This is a genomic window from Bacillus salipaludis (assembly GCF_004358205.1).
Genome location: NZ_SMYO01000012.1, coordinates 91,168 through 110,122 on the forward strand (window position 1 = coordinate 91,168; position 18,955 = coordinate 110,122).

Below are 18,955 nucleotides of genomic sequence, written 5' to 3' on the forward strand. Positions count from 1 at the left end.
GGTGAAAAAAATGATTGATCGTGTTATCCAGCAATTACTAAACCATGCGCTTGCTGTCCAATTAATACAGAAGGAAGATGAGATTTATGCCCGTAATCAAATCTTGTCTCTGCTGCAATTAACGGATTTTATGGAATCCGGCCCATTAACAGAATCAGGTCCCTCAATCCCCGATTTGCTTGATCAGATTGTCGATTATGCTTGCGCGCAAGGGATTATTGAGGACCTTTTTGATGAAAAAGAAATTTTTTCAAGTAAGGTGATGAATGGTTTGATGGCAAGACCGTCAACGGTGAATCAGATATTCTATGAAAAATATATACAAAGTCCTCACAAAGCAACCGACTATTTTTATGACTTAAGTAAAAACAGTAACTATATCCAAACGAAGCGGATCTCCAAAAATATTGAGTATAAAGCGGCTACCGAATATGGTGAATTAGATATTACTATTAATCTATCAAAGCCCGAAAAAGACCCGAAAAGTATTGCGCTAGAGCGGGAAGCGAAAAAGAATGAGTACCCGAAATGTCTGCTCTGTATTGAGAATGAGGGCTATGCAGGACGAATTGGCCACCCGGCCCGCTCCAATCACCGGATGATTCGCGTGAACCTTATGGAGCAAAACTGGTATTTACAATACTCGCCCTATGTGTACTACAATGAGCATTGCATTGTCTTGTCTGAGAACCATACCGATATGAAAATAACTCCGCAAACCTTTTTGCGTATCTTAACATTTGTGGACCTATTTCCTCATTATTTTCTTGGTTCGAATGCGGATCTTCCGATTGTTGGCGGCTCGATTTTATCCCATGATCATTACCAGGGCGGCAACTATGAATTTGCGATGGCCAAGGCAGAAGCTGATTGGGTTTTTACACTAGATAGATTTCCAGAGGTTCAAGGCTCTGTGGTGAAATGGCCGATGTCGGTTATCCGCCTCCGTTCGGAGCAAAAAGCAGACCTTGTGGATGCCGCTGCGCATATCTTAACGAAATGGAAAAACTATAGTGATGGTTCGCTCGGAATTCTGGCGGCTTCAGACGGAACACCGCACAATACGATTACCCCGATTGCTCGTAAAAAGGGGAACTTTTTCGAATTGGATTTAGTCCTTCGAAACAACCGGACAAGTAAGGAGCATCCACTGGGAATATTCCATCCACATCAAGATGTTCATCATATTAAAAAGGAAAACATAGGCCTGATTGAAGTGATGGGACTTGCTGTTTTACCTGCACGATTAAAGGAGGAGCTGGAAGAGGTGGAAAAATTCATCCAGAGCCAAGCAGCTGTAGTTGCGGACTATCATTTGGAGTGGGCTGAGCAGTTAAAATCACGTTTTGCAGGCGAAATGAATGCGGGATTATTCGTAAAAGAAGAAGTCGGCAAGAAGTTCCTACGGGTTCTCGAGGATGCCGGTGTATTCAAACGAAATGAAGAGGGAACGGCCGGGTTTAAACGTTTTATTGCGTCATTATAAACGAAGGAGCAACAATCCATGAAAATAATAGATCAAGTATTCGGAGATAATCATGGCCAGCAGGTAATCGAATATACACTGGTCAATGATTCTGGTATGTCTATCTCGTGTTTGAATTACGGTTGTGTGATTACGAAAATTATGGTCCCAGACCGGAACGGAACGATCGAAAATGTTGTGCTCGGATTCGACAACTTTAATGATTACTTAGAGTGGTCTCCGTATTTTGGCGCCGTTGTCGGCCGGGTGGCAGGCCGAATTAAAGATGCCCGTTTTAAGTTGGATGGAAAAGAATATCTTCTTGCGAAAAATGAGGGAGCTAACCATCTTCACGGCGGTCAAAAAGGCCTTAACTCCGTAATTTGGCAGGCTGAAAAACTGGAAAAAGACCAGGCAATCGGTATAAAGTTTTTTTATCACTCTCCGGATGGTGAAGAGGGCTATCCAGGTAATTTAGAGACAGCAGTTACGTATCTATTAACCAATAATAATGAATTACAAATAACGTTCGAAGCGAGAACTGACCAAAAAACGCTGGTCAATTTAACGAATCATTCTTATTTTAATTTGAGCGGTCATATAAAACGGGATATTACTGAACACATCCTGCAGCTGGACAGCCATCGCTTTTTAGAATTGGGGCCAGATTTAATTCCAACTGGTAAAATGATCGAGACTGCCGGGACTCCGTTTGATTTTAGCCAAGGAAGAAGGTTGCGGGATGGGATGAATTCAACGTACGATCAGAATGTTTTGGTTGGAAATGGCTACGACCACCCGCTGATTTTTTCAAAAAAAGGTGAGAATTGCGTTTGGCTCAAAGATGAAGGAAGTGGACGTGCGCTTGAGGTAACAACAGATCAACCATGTGTTGTCCTCTATACTGGCAATTTTTTAGAGGGGCCCTATTCCATTTCAGGTGTTTCGGCTCGGGATTATTTAGGCGTGTGTCTGGAAACACAGGGTTTTCCAGATGCGATTCATCATCCATCGTTTCCATCTATCATTTTGAATCCAGAAGAAGTATACTTTGGGAAAACAACGTACCGTTTCTTTGTTAATCAGTAAGGAGTTTTAACTATGGCTACAATTAAGGATATTGCCCAATTGGCTGGAGTTTCAATCGCGACCGTTTCCCGTGTCTTGAATTATGACACTACTCTATCTGTCAGCGATGATACGAAAAAAAGAATTTTTGAAGCAGCAGAAGAACTCTCCTATAAAAAACTGCCGGCTCGGAAGCAGGAAACCGGAAAAATTGCCCTTCTCCAGTGGTATACGGAAAAAGAAGAGCTGGAAGATTTGTATTATATGTCGATTCGATTAGGTGTTGAAAATCGCTGCCGCCATCATGGGCTTCAAATGGCGTCATACTTCCAAGACAATATCGAGGATTTGAAGCTGGACGATTTGCGCGGGCTGATTGCAATTGGTAAGTTCAGCAGCAAACAGGTAAAAGAATTAAGTTCGATTACGAAAAATATTGTTTTTGTCGATTACTCCCCAGATGAGGAGCAATTTGATTCGATTGTGATTGATTTTGAAAAGGCAACAAAAAAGGTACTCAACCATCTGATTAAAAAGGGTCATGAGAGGATTGGGTATATTGGTGGCAGGGAAGTATTTAGGGACAAAACTTCGACGATTGAAGACCTGCGGGAATCAACCTTTAAGCGTTACTTAGCTGAAAAAGGTCTTCTTAATGAAGCCTATATGTATAATGGCAGCTTTTCAGTTCAGGATGGTCATTCGTTGATGAAAAGGGCAATTGACGAACATAAGGAACAATTGCCGACGGCGTTTTTTGCAGCTAATGATTCGATAGCCGTTGGTGCACTACGAGCGCTGCTGGAGGAAGGAATTTCTGTACCGGACCGGGTGAACATTATCGGAGTAAATGATATCAGCCTTGCAAAATATGTTTTTCCAACCTTGAGTACGGTGAAGGTTTATACCGAACTTATGGGGGAAACAGCCGTGGATACGCTGTTAGAAAGAATCGAAGGCAGAAAAATTGCGAAAAAAATCATGATTGCCACTAAGCTGATTCTACGAAATAGCAGCTTTTAAAACGCATGGAACGTTAAAACAGTTCCATGTGTTTTTTTGATTTTTTAATCCAATTTTAATTTTATTAAGGGAATGTTAAGGATTTCTCTTAATAATAGGCTTATCAAATAAATCAACCATGGGCATTCAGGGCGCAAGCTTACCGTGGAAAAAGGAGTTAGAAAATGAAGAAATGGATTGCCGTGATCATAAGTGTGTTAGTCATTGGATTTGTCGGTTATCAGTATTATGAATCGAAATCAACTACTCAAGATGTTTCAACACAGGGGAGAACGGCGGTTGTACAAAAAGGAAAATTACAGGTAAAGGTCAGCGGTTCCGGTACAGTACAACCGGTTGCCAGTGAAGATATTAAATCAACAATCGATAGTGATGAAATCGATGAAGTGTTAGTAGCTGCTGGTGACAAGGTAAGCAAGGGCGATAAATTGGTTACTTTTACAGATGATAGTGCCCCGATTACAGCTCCTGCGGATGGTACGGTCACAATGGTTTCCGTTGCTGCTGGGGAACGCGTGACAAACGGCCAGGCTGTTGCCCATCTGACAAACTATAAAAATTTAAAAACAGTCGTCCAAATTGATGAACTGGATATTCCCAAAATTAAAAAGGATCAAAAGGTTAACATTACGGTCAGCTCTTACCCGGATAAAACCTACTCTGGCATGGTAACAGCAGTTGCTAATGAGGGAACATCCTCAAACGGTTCTTCAACCTTTGATGTGACGATTAAAATTAGCAATCCTGAAAACTTAAAGGTTGGGATGAGAACGGAAGCAAGCATATTAACCGCTAGCAAGGAAAATGCCTTGTACGTTCCAATAGATGCCGTACACTCGGCAAATAATCAAAAGTATGTAATGGCTATTTCCACAGATACAGCTGCCGAGCAATCAAGCGGCACCCAGCAGTTGACGGTAAAAACAGGTCTGGCAAATGACGATTATATTGAAATAACCCAAGGAGTTACGGAAGGCCAATCCATTCAATTGCCGCAGTTAGCGAACACTTCCTCTACTAATACAGGAAATATGATGAAAGGTATGGGAGGAATGGACGCCATGGGCGGCGGTATGCCTCCAAGCAGCGGTGGACAGGGACAAGGAGGAAGGAGTGGCAATTAGTGGGCTAGCATTGAAATTAAATCCAATTCAGGCATTACGATATGAATAACAGATTTTTGAAAAAGGAACCAATTTATAGGCAGCGGACCAGATTTGTCAGGAGTAAAGGGAATCTATAGAAATTATTTTTCCCTAGCGCTAAAGAATTGGACTTAAGCAAAATTTAAGGTTTTATCATCATTATAAAATAATCAATTAAGAGGAGATGGATCAATGAAAAAAACACGAAAAGCCCACTTATGGATTGGGTTAATTGCTTCGATATTAATCTTAATGGAGTCGATAACAGGATTATTAATGAATGAACCATGGCTGGTTGGACAGTCCACACAAATGGAAGGAAAGGGCGGCTTTCAGCCGCAACAGATGAATCAAGGGACATCGGCATCTGGTTCGAGTCAAACAGCCGGGCAGGCTAACGCTCAAAACCAGGGGAAAATTTCTCAAAATGGACAAGGTCAGACAAGCGGTCAAACGTCCAATGGCCAACTACAAGGGCAGATGGGAAGTACCGCCAACGGGCAATTTCCGGGACGAGAGGGTATGACGGGTGGACCGGGAGGAGAACGTGGAACCTCCGGTTCCCTCATGGGTATCATTAAAGGGCTTCACGAAGGCAGAATCGGAACAACAAATATCAAGTGGCTGATTGACCTGACGGCATTGGCGATGATTTTCCTAACCGGATCTGGAATCTTCTTATCGATGAAAGTCTTACGGGCTGATAAAATTAGAAGAAATCGGAAAAATAGTGAGAAGGCTGTCGTGTAAAAATAGAAAGAACTCCTTGAATTAATTTCAAGGAGTTCTTAATCTTATTCTTCTTTTTCGCTGATAGGTATAAATAATAATGGTGACCAGAATGAAAAGGATGATTAAAATAATGCTGTATCTCGAAAAATAGCCTGAGACAGCTGTCCAATTTTCTCCCAATATCCTTCCTAATGTAATAAAGCTAAAACACCAAATCACTGCACCCGAATAGGCAAATAAGGCAAACTTTTTATAAGTATAGCTATTAATCCCGGCAAGATAGGCAGTAATATGGCGGATTCCGGGAATAAAAAAGCCAATAAACAAGAGGAAGGGTCCCATTTTCATAAATAATTTTTTCGTCCGATTCACTCGTTCTTCTGTAATATGAAGCTTCGGCCCATATCTATTTAAGAAAGGCACCCCTAATTTTACTCCTAGAAGATAGCTTAATGTGATCCCGCCGCAAGCTCCGGCTGCGGCACAAAGAAGGGAAGGGATGTAGCTAAGGTTTCCTTGAAAAACGTTATATCCCACATAGGTAAGAAGAACCTCATCAGGAATCGGAAGTCCAATAATTCCGCCAATTAAGGCGATAATAATCCCCATGTATCCGAAATGAGCAATTAAGTAACTTAGTTGATGCATGTTTTTTACACTTCCAGTTAGATTTATAATGCCTACCTATGTATTTTTCCTAAATTGAATTGGGATATACATTTGCCTTCATTTGTTGTGGGGGGGGAGGAAATGGCGGGAATCTTCGCTCCCTATAGACAATATACTAGAAGTGAATAAAAACACGGTAATCGTTTTATTCCTTATAAAGTTTTATGGAATTAGGGGGGATAACGATCGATAACCTATTTATGAAAGCGGCTATTGATATTGCTCTTAACAATGTGCTGACAAGCAGCGGGGGTCCGTTCGGTGCCGTTATTGTTAAAAACGGAAAGGTTATTAGCATGGGTCGGAATCAAGTGGTGGCGGAAAAAGACCCGACGGCCTTTGTCCGTGTGGGGTGGACAGTTCTTCAGTTTTAAAAGGAAATATAGGAGAAATTTATCTTCTGTAATTCCTTTTTTTGTTGGGAAAAAATTTTTTCGAAGTGTAAACGCCTACATGAGTGGAAATTTCTATATTCGAAATAAATATGGAGTATAATATGAGGAAGAAAAAAACGATCAGGAGAAGAGAATATTGAATAAACAAAACAGCAAATATCGTTGGGTTGTTTTTGCCTCGGTATTGTTTACGTATTTTTTAATTGTCAGCCAAAGAACGGCACCGGGATTAATTACGGACCAGTTAATGAAGGATTTCAAATTAACTGCAGCTACCATGGGCTTAATGACAAGTATTCAATTTTTAGCGTATGCAGGACTGCAAATACCGATTGGGATATTGTCAGACCGGTTTGGCCCGAACTTTTTTCTAATTATTGGTACCTTGCTGAATGCCATTGGAACCGTAGTGTATAGTCTTGCTCCCAATGGGGCAATCCTTGTTCTTTCCCGATTATTAGTGGGGATGGGAGATGCGACTATTTGGGTGAACTTGGTATTAATATTAAGCCAATGGTTCAAAGTTAAAGAATTTGTGGGACTGCTGGGGCTGGCCGGCGTAGCGGGCAGTATGGGCTTTTTGCTGGCGACCGTTCCATTCTCAACATGGATCTCCTTATTTGGCTGGCGTCCGCCCTTTTTGGTTATTGGTATTATTTTATGTCTTTGTGCACTGCTGCTTTATTTCGTGTTGGTTAAAAAACCAAAACAGATTTTTACGAACGAGGCACCTAAGGTTAAAATGGTGAAGAAACAGGATAATCCATTGGTGTTGCTGCGCCGGATTTTCTCGGCAAGGCAGGCATGGGCGACTTTCTTTTGCCATTTTGGCGCTGTTGGTACGTATGTGGGATTTATCGGATCATGGGCAGTACCATACGGGATGCATGTTTACGGATTGACGCGGTCGCATGCCAGCCAGTTCATTATGATCGGTTTGATTGGGGCAATTATCGGCGCACCGCTAACCACCTGGATTTCCAATCGGGTTGATTCCATTAAACGCCCTTATATGGTGGTTCATGTGATTATCTTTATAAGCTGGGCTGCATTTCTTTTGTTTAATGGTAAGCCTCCGTTCTATATGCTGATGATCCTATATTTTATGATTGGTTATGGGAACGGGGCAAGTGCGTTAACCTTTGCGGTCGTTCGGAAATCCTTCCCGATGAAAGAGGTTGGTGTCGTATCGGGATTTGCCAATACAGGTGGATTTTTAAGTGCCGTCCTTTTGCCAACGATTTTTGGAAAGGTTTTGGATCATTTTCATACTTCAGCAGCAAGTGTTGGCTACCAATACGGTTTTATCATTCCCGTCATGTTTACTCTGTTAGGCTTGCTTGGGGGAATCTTAATTAAAGAACAACGCCAGGAGGCAAAGCGGCCGAGTGAAGTAAGAGTATAAGTTTTTTTGAAAAAAGAGGAAGCAAAATTGCTTCCTCTTTTAATGAAGTCCTTTAAATCCGTATTTTTCCAAAACATTTATGGATGTTTGACCTTTAAGATAATCGTAAAATAACTGCGCCTCTTTTGGGTGGGAACTATTCTTAATCACCCCTACAGGATAAATAATCGGTCCATGACTATCTTCCTTAGCCGTAGCGGCAATTTTAACCTTTGGAGAAATTAATGCATCCGTTTTATAAACAATCCCTGCATCCACATTGTTCGTTTCCGCATATGTAAGTACTTGGCGGACATCCTTCGCATAGACCACTTTTCCTTCAACGGCTTTCCATTCATGGATATGTTCTAAAGTCTCCTTGGCATACTGACCTGCCGGTACGGACTCCGGTGTTCCAATCGAAATCTTATCCGCTTTAACAAGGTCTTCAAATGTGTTGATATCTTTTTTAGAATCCTTTGGAACAACTAACACCAGTTCATTTCCAACAAGATCTGTTCCTTTTGATTTTTCAATTAGTCCGTCTTGTACTAATTTATCAAATTTATCCTCAGCGGCTGAGAAGAAAAGATCGACAGGTGCCCCTTGTGAAATTTGTTGTTTAAGGGTACCGGAAGCGCCAAAATTATAGTTTATAATGACATTTGGATGTTCTTTTTCAAAAGCTGTTTTAATGTCATTTAAAGCATTTTGTAAACTGGCAGCGGCTGAAACGGTTAATTCCACTGTTTTTTGCTTCTCCGGCTTTTTCGCCTGTTCATTCGTTGAACAGCCAGCTATCGCCAGGATTAACAGTACCATTGTTAAAAATAAAAGATATTGTTTCTTCATAATCCATCTCCCTTTATAATTGGATATAATTAGTTATAACTAATTATAATTAGTTATAACGAAAAAGAATATATCAAAAATCACTTTTTGCATTTTTTTATTAGAAATATATTTTTTATAATCAGTAAGTTAAAATATAAGGATGGAGGAGATGCAAATGTCAAAGGATCTTTCCTATACGATTGAAGAAGTATCACAGTTATTAAAAGTATCGAAATTAACCCTTTACGACCTTGTTAAAAAAGGCGAGCTGCCAGCTTTCCGTGTGGGCCGGCAGATGAGAATTGATGCAGTAGACCTTGACCATTATATAAACAATCAAAAAACGATTCATAGGAACAATTTCCAGGCACCTGTGGTGGACCTTAACAGAAATGAATCAAGGGAGTCCAATCATATTATTATTAGCGGGCAGGACATCGTTTTGGATATTCTCAGTAAGTATATTGAGAATAAATCAACCTATAAGCCGCTCCGTTCCTATACTGGCAGTTTAAACAGTCTTATCTCCATGTATAATGGCGAATGTGATATTGTTAGTTTGCATCTATTTGACGGGGATACAGGGGAATATAATACTCCATACATAAAGAAAATTTTGGCCGGACGGACTTATATTTTACTCAACCTTCTCTCAAGGAAAGCGGGTTTTTATGTTAAAAAAGGCAACCCTCTTAATATCGCTTCTTGGACCGATTTAAACCAGAAACATATAAAGCTTGTAAATCGAGAAAAAGGATCGGGAGCGAGGATTCTTCTTGATGAACAACTTCGACTCTACCAAATTTCGCCGAGGGACATTAATGGCTATGAACACGAAGAGTCTAATCATTTAAGTGTGGCATCCGTCATTTCTTCAGGGGCAGCTGATGTGGGAGTGGGAATTGAAAAAGCTGCCAAAATAGTGGGGATTGATTTTATCCCAATAATAACCGAGCGTTACGACCTGGTTATTCTAAAAAACTCGGAAACGGAACAACTGATCACGACGCTAAAGAACATTTTGTCTTCCCGGCAATTTCAGTCAGAAATTAACGCTTTGGGAGATTATGATACCTCTCAGACAGGAAAAATTATTTATGAAACAAATTAAAAAGAAGGCACTGATTTTTAAATCATGGCCTTCTTTTTTTAGGTTGTTTTCGTAAACTTTGTTATTTTTACTCACATAATCACTATTGTACAAAGCTGTTGATTTCAAAGCCAATTGAGTTCGAATCACGAGACCTTTCAATCTATTTTTTAAACCTTTTACTTCAACGGATCATTTAATATGTTTTCCTCTAAGACTGCAAATTTATCCCCATATACCATAGTAATATGTTTTTCTCCCCATGCACAAAGAGAATCTAAAATGTCTTTTAAACTCCATCCATATTCACTAAGCTCGTACTCTACTTTCGGAGGGACTTGGTTATGGACAATCCGCTTTACAACCCCATCTTCTTCCAATTCTCGTAATTGTTGTGTCAGCATTTTTTGCGTAATGTTTGGCATGAGGCGTTTCAATTCACTTGTTCTTTTTTTCCCATGTGTAAGATGGCAAAGGATCACACATTTCCATTTTCCGCCGATTACTTCCAGCGTAGCTTCAACTGAAATATTATATTTCTTCTGCATTTTTCTCCCCTTCTCAATAGGTACCCAAAAGTACCTATATAACTTTTTGGTTCCTATATCACTTTAAAGTGCGTACTTTTCTTTATGTTCACTATAACCCATAATAACATTTGCCGGCTGATTAAAACCACACATTTTATATATAGTTTGCCAGAAATAACTATTTCAATAAGGAGGAGAAAAAATGGGTTTAGATAAAAAAAGAAGTACATTGGCGCTGCTCGCTTTAGCTGTCAGTGCTTTTGCGATTGGCACAACTGAGTTTATCAGTGTCGGATTATTACCGTTGATCGCTAAGGACTTAAAAATATCGGTTACAACTGCTGGTTTAACGGTTTCGTTATATGCATTAGGGGTTACTTTTGGAGCACCGATTCTAACCTCGCTAACATCGAGAATATCGAGAAAAACATTATTACTATGGATTATGGTTATTTTTATCATCGGCAATAGTATTGCTGCCAGTGCAACAATGGTGTGGGTGTTGCTGTTGGCCCGTGTTGTATCTGCATTATCACATGGGGTTTTTATGTCGATCGGCTCTACCATAGCAGCGAATTTAGTGCCGGAAAATCGTCGGGCGAGTGCGATTTCGATTATGTTTACAGGGCTAACCGTCGCTACGGTCACGGGTGTTCCGTTCGGAACCTTTATTGGTCAGCAATTTGGCTGGAGATTTGCCTTTATAACCATTGTGGCAGTTGGCGTGATAGCGTTTATTGCAAACAGTCTATTAATACCTGCTGAATTACCAAAAGGAATCAAAACCAGATTCCGAGATCAGGTGAAGCTTATTACCAATGGAAGGTTATTACTTTTATTCATCATTACCGCTTTAGGATATGGCGGGACGTTTGTAGTTTTTACCTATCTTTCGCCATTACTTCAAGAAATTACGGGGTTTAAACAAGGGTCTGTAGCGGTGATTTTACTCGTCTATGGACTTGCGATTGCCATTGGAAATGTGATTGGCGGAAAAGCAGCCAACCGAAAGCCAATTTCAGCCTTATTCTATATGTTTATTCTACAAGCTATTGTACTGTTTGTTTTAACCTTTACGGCACCATTTAAAGCGGCCGGCTTAATAACGATTATTTTTATGGGGGTATTGGCATTCATGAACGTTCCTGGATTACAGGTATATGTTGTGATGCTGGCCGAACGTTATGTCCCAAGCGCAGTGGATGTCGCTTCCGCAATAAATATCGCCGCATTTAACGCAGGCATTGCGATTGGATCTTATCTTGGTGGTGTGATCACCGATTCAATTGGACTCATTCATACAGCATGGGTTGGTGCACTGATGGTTTTTGGTGCCGTTATTTTAACAGGCTGGAGCCGTGCTTTGGAACGGAAAGATGAAAAAATCGTTTTACAAAAAATTTCTTAAAAATAAGGAGAATATTTATGAAAAACTTACAAGATACAACCATATTAAATAATGGAGTAAAAATGCCTTGGTTTGGCATTGGTGTGTTTAAAGTAGAGGAAGGTCCTGAGCTTGTCAATGCTGTTAAAACAGCCATAAAACATGGTTATCGCTGTGTTGATACAGCGGCCATTTACGGAAATGAAGAAGGAGTCGGACAGGGAATCCATGAAGGAATAGAAGTGGCCGAAATTTCAAGAGAAGAATTATTTGTAACCTCAAAGGTTTGGAATTCTGACCTAGGCTATGAATCCACTCTAGCAGCCTATGAAACAAGCCTGCAGAAACTAGGTTTAGAGTACTTGGATTTATATCTTATTCACTGGCCTGTTGATGGGAAATATAAAGAGGCCTGGAGAGCATTAGAAACCCTTTATAAAGAGGGACGGGTAAAAGCAATTGGGGTGAGTAATTTCCAAATCCACCATCTTGAGGATTTAATGAATGATGCGGAAATTAAACCAGTGATTAATCAGGTAGAGTATCATCCCCGACTAACCCAAAAAGCACTTCAGGAATTTTGCCGGGAACATGATATACAGCTCGAGGCCTGGTCTCCACTGATGCAAGGACAATTACTTGATAACCCTGTTCTCAAAGACATAGCTTCAAAGTATCATAAATCGGCTGCTCAAATCATTTTGCGCTGGGACCTGCAAAACGGGGTTGTGACGATTCCAAAATCTACTAAAGAGCATCGTATCATCGAAAACGCCTCGGTCTTTGATTTTACGCTGACCAAAGATGAGATGGATCGGATTGATCAGTTGAATCAGAATCATCGCGTTGGCCCAGACCCAGATCATATTGACTTTTAACAAAAACCATCGAGATATCAGGGGTTAAGACCTGATGTCTCTTTTTTTGTTCCCCGTGTTTGTCGAAAAACAGAGGAAATTTACCGAAAATTAAACTCTTTTACTTTTGGTAACATATGGTATGATATTGCTAGTTTCATAGAAAAGAGGGGTATCCATGAAGTCGGTTTGGCGAAAATTAAGTGCCATCGGAATTGGCGCAACACTGATGACATCCACGCTATTGACCACCACCGTCGAGGTATCGGCAGCAAGCAAGTTTGGAACATCCAAAGCATTGATTCAACAGAAAACAAAGTCACTTAAGGAAAAGCTCGAGGAAAACAAGACTCCATTATTTAGCGAAGATACGCTCATCATCAAGTATAAGCAGCCGCTTTTACTCGGTGAAGTAAAAGGAGCAAACAAAAATTATATTATCGTTCAAAATGTGGAAAAGCTGGGATACATGGTGGTCAAGCTTCTAAAAAAAGACTCCCTTCAAAAAGTAACCCAGGCCTTTCAAAAGAACAGTAAGGTTCTTTCTGTGGAAAGAAGTGTTCTATATAAACCATTTTCCGTTCCATCAGATCCAAAAACAAAGGATGAATACTATCTATCCATGTTAAAGATCCCCGAAGCCCAAAAACTGAAAGGGAAAAATAAAATAACTGTTGCTGTCATTGATACAGGGATTGATGGAAATCATCCGGAACTAAAGGGAAAAGTGCTTCCAGCCGTAAATGAAATCAATCCAATGAATCATGGAGCCCCTGACCAGCATGGTACCCATGTGACCGGTATTATTGCTGCAGCAAAAGGAAATGGCATTGGCGGTTATGGAATCAACCCAAATGTGAAAATCCTGCCCATTGATGTGTTTGACCGTGATGGTTTTATAACGGACTATACGATTGCCCAAGCAGTGCTATACGCAGCGAACCACGGTGCAAAGGTAATTAATATGAGTCTTGGTTCGCCCATTCCGTCCTCCATTTTAGGAGATGCGGTTAAAACTGCGATTCAAAAAGGAGTAACCGTTGTCGCTGCTTCAGGAAATGATGGGACTTCCGTTCCGAATTATCCTGCAAGCTACGAAGGAGTCATTGGAGTTGGTTCGATCAATAAATCGAAGCACTTAAGTTATTTCTCGTCCTACGGTCCTTCGATGGACATCGTGGCACCAGGGGAGGATATTTACGCCCCGTTTTATGATTATGAGAAAAAATCAACCTTTCAAACTCTGAGCGGAACCTCCATGGCGTCACCGATGGTGGCGGGGGCAGCCTCCTTGCTTTTATCCAAGTACCCTAAATTAAAACCGGCACAGGTTGAATATATTCTTGAGCATACGACCAATGATTTGGGAGCGAAAGGGTACGATGTGAAATATGGAAAGGGCCTTGTTAATCCTGCTGCAGCCTTAAAGTATGATATTAAAAAGCTTCCTTCTTTTGTAAATACTGTCTGGACGAAAAAAGAAATTTTGCAAAATGCAACTGCACTTTCAGTGAAAAAGACAAAGTCAGTAACAGGATCTTTAACGAAACCACGGCAGCAAAAGTGGTATCAGTTCCCTGTTCAAAAAGGTGAGTATATCCAAACTGTGCTTGCGGGGGCAAAACAATATGATTATAAAATGACCCTTCGCGTTTATGGAGAAGACCAAAGCCTTTCGATTGACGTAAACAAAGTACAAGCGGGAAAAACGGAAGGGAAACTAATCCAGGTTCCTTTTTCCGGAATGATGGCAATTGGTGTGAATGATATCAATGGACATTATGATGATTCCTCTGCAAAGCAGTCGACCTATCATCTTTCCATTAAACGCTCTGCTGTGATGCCGGCTGATGAGTCGACGGCGGATGCTCCAATCGCGGTAACATCACTGCCGTATACATCCCCACAGCAAACGTTAATGGGGGAAAATGGGGATGATGATTACTTTTTTCTTAAGACGAAAAATGAGAATGCTGCGAAAGTAGTGCTCTCGGGAATTGCGGGGATTGATACGAATATTCAAGTCTATAGTCTGTCTGTGGTGGATGAAGAAACGGAAAAAAATGATGAAAACGCCACGGAGGATAATGTCCCGCTTGATCAGCTCCCGCCAATTGCAGCGGCAGATAGTAAAGGAATGGGGGAAGGGGAAACGTTGACATTCCCTGCTCAGCCTAATACAGAATATTTAGTCAAGGTTTCGAGTAAACCAATGCTGGATTTTGCAGATGAAAAAGGGATGGTTCTTGTCGACAAGTCGAGTGAGGAAGCACAGGCATCGCTAGAACCCTACACCGTTAAAATTCAAGGCAAGGTGATACCGCCGGATGAAGATAACAGCGGTAATACGAATCCGGATGGATCTCTTTCTGATTATTATCAATCGATTTTGGATGGCGCTGTTTCATCTCCTGTCGGTAAAACACTTGTTGGCTATTTGCAAACGCCGGATGATGAGGATTGGTATGGGATTAAGCCAACTAAAACGGGAATTTATCAATTTAGTCTGCCTAAGGGATTAGAAGTAAAGCCGTATATTGAAATTGTACATGTGCTGAATGGCAAGGATGAAAATGGCAAGGATGTTGTTGATTTTGATTTAGTTGGAACCAATATGAATGATGCGAACTGGGTATCAGGAGAATTAAGCGATACCATTTTTGCCGGATTAAAAAAGAATGAAACTTATTTGATTCATTTAATGGGGAATCCAATGACAGGGGGAGGTATTTCCCTTAATCCGTATCAATTATCATCAAAGTTATTGATTTCGAATACTGGAGATAAATATGAGGACAATGATACAGTTCCAAAAAATTTGCCGTCCTCAACCGTCCATGGAAATTTTGCAACGCCAAATGATGTGGACATGTTTTATTTAAAAGGGAAGAAATCAAGTACTTACAGTCTGTTATTTGAGGGCGGAAAGCCTAGTGCGGCCTTGCTGAAAAAATATCCAAAAGAGCTATTCTCACAAATTTACGGAGCGGCGATTGTTTACAAGGATGTCAATAAGAACCGGAAAATCGATGGAGCAGATGCCGAAATGGCCAGCGTGATGGCAAAAGGGCTGTTCGAGGGTGCATCAAATAATTACGGCTCCTTTAAAGTGGAAAAGGGAAGTAACTATATTGTCGTCATTATTGGGCTCACGGCGAGTTCTTCTCAAATATCTTTAGTACCGTATAATTTATCAATTGCACCTGTTCCGACAAAAGATGAAGACGCAAAATCGAAAGTGAAGAAAAATGTGCCTTCTAAACCGCTTGCTTTGAAAAAGAAAGGCTCCCATACGCTGATGGCTACTGGCAATTTAAACAGCGGAGTAGGGTATGGCGATGAAGATTGGTATGTGTTGAATGTAAAAGACAAATGGAACGGATATATTTCGGTATCGGGCGGACCTGAGATTGATACGGTCATCTCCCTTTACCATAAAGGTAAAAGAGTCTCCCTTGCTGATTATTATGCTCAAGGGCAATCTGAAGTCATGCGCGTCCATCTCAAAAAAGGAAAATACTATATCAAAGTCAAGGATATTAATGGCAACGCAACAATCAAGCCATATACAATCAAAGTGACAAAATAACAAAAGTAAGGCGGTTAGCTGAGTGCACAATACATGTGCCCAACTAGCCGCTTTTTTTATTTCATACGGTGCCTGTCACCGTTCGTGGACAAAAACATGATTTTGTGCGTCTGAGGTGGACAAAGTTGTAAAAGGGATAAATGTTATTGGTTTATGGGGCATATTAAAGATAAATAGTTCTTGCACAAAATTCTAAAAATAGTTACTATATTGGTAGTAACCAAAACAAACGTTTGTAAGCGTCTACAAGAGGCTGCCGTTTGATATCATCTGGGGGTAATGTATGAAATATGTCATTTCAATTATTGGTCTTCTTTTTGTATTCGGTTTAGCACTATTGGCTAGCAAAGATCGGAAAAGGGTAAGAGTAAAACCGATTATCATCATGGTGGTCATTCAAATTCTTTTGTCCTGGATCCTCTTGAATACCGAAATTGGTTTAATCATTATTCGGGCGATCTCTACTGTTTTCAGTAAATTACTGGAATACGCAAATGAAGGGGTAAGCTTCGTGTTTGGCGGACTGGCGAATAAAGGAGAGGCACCTTTCTTTTTAAATGTGCTGTTGCCCATTGTGTTTATTTCTGTCTTAATCGGGATTTTCCAGTATCTAAAAATTCTCCCCCTTATCATGAAAGGAATTGGACTGGTTCTTAGTAAGGTCAATGGGATGGGGAAATTGGAATCGTATAATGCAGTGGCATCGATGATGGTCGGACAGTCGGAAGTGTTTATTACGGTTAAAAAACAGCTCGGACAGCTGCCGGAGCATCGCTTGTATACTCTTTGTGCCTCCGCGATGTCCACCGTGTCAATGTCGATTGTCGGAGCCTATATGAATATGCTTCAGCCGAAATTTGTTGTTACAGCCCTTGTCCTTAACCTTTTTGGCGGCTTTATCGTTACATCCATTATTAACCCTTATAGGGTGGAACCGAATGAAGATATTTTGGAGATCCATGAAGAAGCGAAACAGTCCTTCTTTGAAATGCTTGGTGAGTATATCCTGGATGGATTTAAGGTGGCCATAATCGTAGGTGCAATGCTAATTGGCTTTGTTGCCTTAATGGCTGCGATTAATAATTTATTTCAATTATTGTTTTCGATTTCCTTCCAGCAAATTTTAGGATATATTTTTGCGCCGGTGGCCTTTATTATGGGAATTACCCCATCTGAAACTGTTCGTGCGGGTGGAATCATGGCGACCAAACTAGTAACAAATGAATTTGTGGCGATGATGGATTTATCGAAAGCGGTAAAAAGTTTTGACCCGCGGACGGTTGGAATTCTCTCGGTATTTTTAGTATCCTTTGCGAATTTTGCCTCAATTGGTATTATTGCAGGTGCGGTTAAAGGGTTAAATGAAAAACAAGGAAATGTCGTCGCCCGCTTCGGTTTAAAACTTCTTTACGGAGCGACACTTGTCAGCGTTCTTTCTGGTGTGATTGTGAGTATTGTCTTATAAAAATCAAACCTAGTGATTTCACTAGGTTTTTTTTATTGAAAAAATCTCTTGCCATAAGGTTTACTAGGGGTTACTATAATGGTAGTAACCAAATGGATAACATTCGAAATATTAACTAATCGAAGGGAGGAGTCACCTCGTGAATTTTAGCATTTATCTTTTAGCGATTGTTTCGTTTGTGGTTGGAATGGCGGAGCTAATTGTTGGCGGGATTCTTGACATCGTCTCAGACGGCCTTGGAATTTCAATTAGTACAGCCGGAGAACTAATCACGGTATACTCGCTTGTTTTTGCGATCGCCTCACCGGTCCTTTTAACAGTAACCGCAAAAATTGAAAGAAAACGGCTGCTGCTTTGGACACTGCTAATATTCTTAATCGGGAATATGATCGCCTTCATCAGCCCTAATTTTATTGTTCTATTTCTTTCAAGAATTATCTCTGCTGCAAGTGGATCTCTATTAGTGGTTCTTTCCGTAACCATTGCTTCAAGTATTGTAAAAGAAGAGTATCGGGCGCGGGCAATTGGGGTCATCTTTATGGGAATCAGCGGATCTCTCGTATTAGGAGTGCCGATTGGACTGGTGATTGGGAATCATTTCGGCTGGCGCTCACCATTTCTGTTTATCGCTGTGCTGACACTGATTTCGATGGCTGGGGTTTATGCCCTTTTAAATAAAATCGAGCCTAGACCTATGATTTCACTAAAACAGCAATTACAAACTTTAAAAAATTCAAAGACATTATCAGCACAATTAACATCTGTTTTATTTCTAACGGGTCATTTAACTCTCTATGCGTACCTGACCCCGTTTTTAAAATCAACCTTACATTTAGATGCAACATGGGTCAGTATTTTTTACTTTATTTTTGGGATCTCGGCAGTGTTTGGCGGTGGCTTTGGCGGCTGGCTGGCCGACAAATGGGGTTCAAAGAAAAGCATTTTAACCATCGTAACCGTATTTGCTGTAACTCTGTTTGTCCTGCCGAATGTTACATCTTCAATTACGATTTTTGTCATCGTGATGATGATTTGGAGTGCGTTAAGCTGGGCCATTACACCGGCACAGCAAAATTATTTAATTGAAACAGCGCCAGAAACATCCGATATCCAGCAGAGCTTGAATAATTCAGCCTTGCATATTGGGATTGCACTAGGCTCCGTAATCGGCGGAATGGTGATTAATCAATATTCAGTTCAAGCGAATGCATCAGTGGGCGGGGTCTTTATCATCTTTGCTTTACTATGTGCCATTTTTTCTATCACAAGAAAACCAACCGAAAATAGACAAGAGGAGGTGAGCATGATGATGGAGTAGGAAT

Annotated in this window: 16 protein-coding genes; 13 read left to right on the forward strand and 3 right to left on the reverse strand. The window is 40.6% G+C overall.

Annotated features, from left to right (window positions below; all coding sequences use genetic code 11):
* Positions 1-10: 10 nt before the first annotated feature.
* From galT to E2K98_RS22585, 5 genes are all read left to right on the forward strand, one after another.
* Positions 11-1,486 carry a UDP-glucose--hexose-1-phosphate uridylyltransferase gene (gene galT / locus E2K98_RS22565; protein ID WP_133338180.1) on the forward strand — a complete coding sequence of 492 codons (1,476 nt, stop codon included), beginning with the start codon at positions 11-13 and terminating at the stop codon, positions 1,484-1,486.
* 18 nt (positions 1,487-1,504) lie between these two features.
* A complete protein-coding gene (locus tag E2K98_RS22570) occupies positions 1,505-2,554 on the forward strand; it encodes an aldose epimerase family protein (RefSeq protein ID WP_133338182.1) in 1,050 nt (349 codons plus the stop codon).
* A 12-nt stretch (positions 2,555-2,566) separates the two neighbouring features.
* Positions 2,567-3,556, forward strand: a complete 990-nt coding sequence (locus E2K98_RS22575) for a LacI family DNA-binding transcriptional regulator (protein ID WP_133338184.1) — start codon at positions 2,567-2,569, stop codon at positions 3,554-3,556.
* A gap of 164 nt (positions 3,557-3,720) precedes the next feature.
* The gene (locus E2K98_RS22580) at positions 3,721-4,680 is read left to right on the forward strand and encodes an efflux RND transporter periplasmic adaptor subunit (RefSeq protein WP_133338186.1); all 960 of its coding nucleotides are present in this window, start codon (positions 3,721-3,723) and stop codon (positions 4,678-4,680) included.
* Between the two features lie 213 nt (positions 4,681-4,893).
* Positions 4,894-5,451 carry a PepSY-associated TM helix domain-containing protein gene (locus tag E2K98_RS22585; protein WP_133338188.1) on the forward strand — a complete coding sequence of 186 codons (558 nt, stop codon included), beginning with the start codon at positions 4,894-4,896 and terminating at the stop codon, positions 5,449-5,451.
* A 27-nt stretch (positions 5,452-5,478) separates the two neighbouring features.
* On the opposite strand, the gene E2K98_RS22590 is transcribed toward E2K98_RS22585, so the two are convergent.
* Positions 5,479-6,081: a DedA family protein gene (locus E2K98_RS22590; protein WP_133338190.1), complete on the reverse strand. Its 603-nt coding sequence runs from the start codon at positions 6,079-6,081 to the stop codon at positions 5,479-5,481.
* A 221-nt stretch (positions 6,082-6,302) separates the two neighbouring features.
* On the opposite strand from E2K98_RS22590, the gene E2K98_RS22595 reads away from it, so the two are divergent.
* Together E2K98_RS22595 and E2K98_RS22600 are read left to right on the forward strand one after the other, a co-directional pair.
* Positions 6,303-6,476, forward strand: coding sequence for a tRNA-specific adenosine deaminase (locus E2K98_RS22595; protein ID WP_208025409.1), 174 nt, complete (start codon positions 6,303-6,305; stop codon positions 6,474-6,476).
* A 157-nt stretch (positions 6,477-6,633) separates the two neighbouring features.
* Entirely contained in the window at positions 6,634-7,902 is a 1,269-nt protein-coding gene (locus tag E2K98_RS22600; protein WP_133338194.1) for an MFS transporter, read from the forward strand.
* 39 nt (positions 7,903-7,941) lie between these two features.
* Here the strand turns inward: E2K98_RS22600 and modA are convergent, their stop codons facing one another.
* Positions 7,942-8,733: a molybdate ABC transporter substrate-binding protein gene (gene modA, locus E2K98_RS22605; RefSeq protein WP_133338196.1), complete on the reverse strand. Its 792-nt coding sequence runs from the start codon at positions 8,731-8,733 to the stop codon at positions 7,942-7,944.
* Between the two features lie 157 nt (positions 8,734-8,890).
* On the opposite strand from modA, the gene E2K98_RS22610 reads away from it, so the two are divergent.
* Positions 8,891-9,826: a substrate-binding domain-containing protein gene (locus E2K98_RS22610; protein ID WP_133338198.1), complete on the forward strand. Its 936-nt coding sequence runs from the start codon at positions 8,891-8,893 to the stop codon at positions 9,824-9,826.
* Positions 9,827-9,984: 158 nt separating this feature from the next.
* On the opposite strand, the gene E2K98_RS22615 is transcribed toward E2K98_RS22610, so the two are convergent.
* Positions 9,985-10,353 carry a winged helix-turn-helix transcriptional regulator gene (locus E2K98_RS22615; protein WP_133338200.1) on the reverse strand — a complete coding sequence of 123 codons (369 nt, stop codon included), beginning with the start codon at positions 10,351-10,353 and terminating at the stop codon, positions 9,985-9,987.
* 184 nt (positions 10,354-10,537) lie between these two features.
* Here E2K98_RS22615 and E2K98_RS22620 point away from each other — a divergent pair, with 184 nt between their 5' ends.
* The 5 genes from E2K98_RS22620 to E2K98_RS22640 all read left to right on the forward strand — a co-directional run bounded on the left by E2K98_RS22620 (position 10,538) and on the right by E2K98_RS22640 (position 18,951).
* Positions 10,538-11,743: an MFS transporter gene (locus E2K98_RS22620; protein ID WP_133338202.1), complete on the forward strand. Its 1,206-nt coding sequence runs from the start codon at positions 10,538-10,540 to the stop codon at positions 11,741-11,743.
* A gap of 17 nt (positions 11,744-11,760) precedes the next feature.
* Positions 11,761-12,600, forward strand: coding sequence for an aldo/keto reductase (locus tag E2K98_RS22625; RefSeq protein ID WP_133338203.1), 840 nt, complete (start codon positions 11,761-11,763; stop codon positions 12,598-12,600).
* A gap of 157 nt (positions 12,601-12,757) precedes the next feature.
* On the forward strand, positions 12,758-16,168 hold the full coding sequence (locus E2K98_RS22630) for a S8 family peptidase (RefSeq protein ID WP_133338204.1): 3,411 nt from the start codon (positions 12,758-12,760) through the stop codon (positions 16,166-16,168).
* 283 nt (positions 16,169-16,451) lie between these two features.
* Entirely contained in the window at positions 16,452-17,633 is a 1,182-nt protein-coding gene (locus tag E2K98_RS22635; protein WP_133338206.1) for a NupC/NupG family nucleoside CNT transporter, read from the forward strand.
* Positions 17,634-17,772: 139 nt separating this feature from the next.
* On the forward strand, positions 17,773-18,951 hold the full coding sequence (locus E2K98_RS22640; RefSeq protein WP_133338208.1) for an MFS transporter: 1,179 nt from the start codon (positions 17,773-17,775) through the stop codon (positions 18,949-18,951).
* Positions 18,952-18,955: the final 4 nt, after the last annotated feature.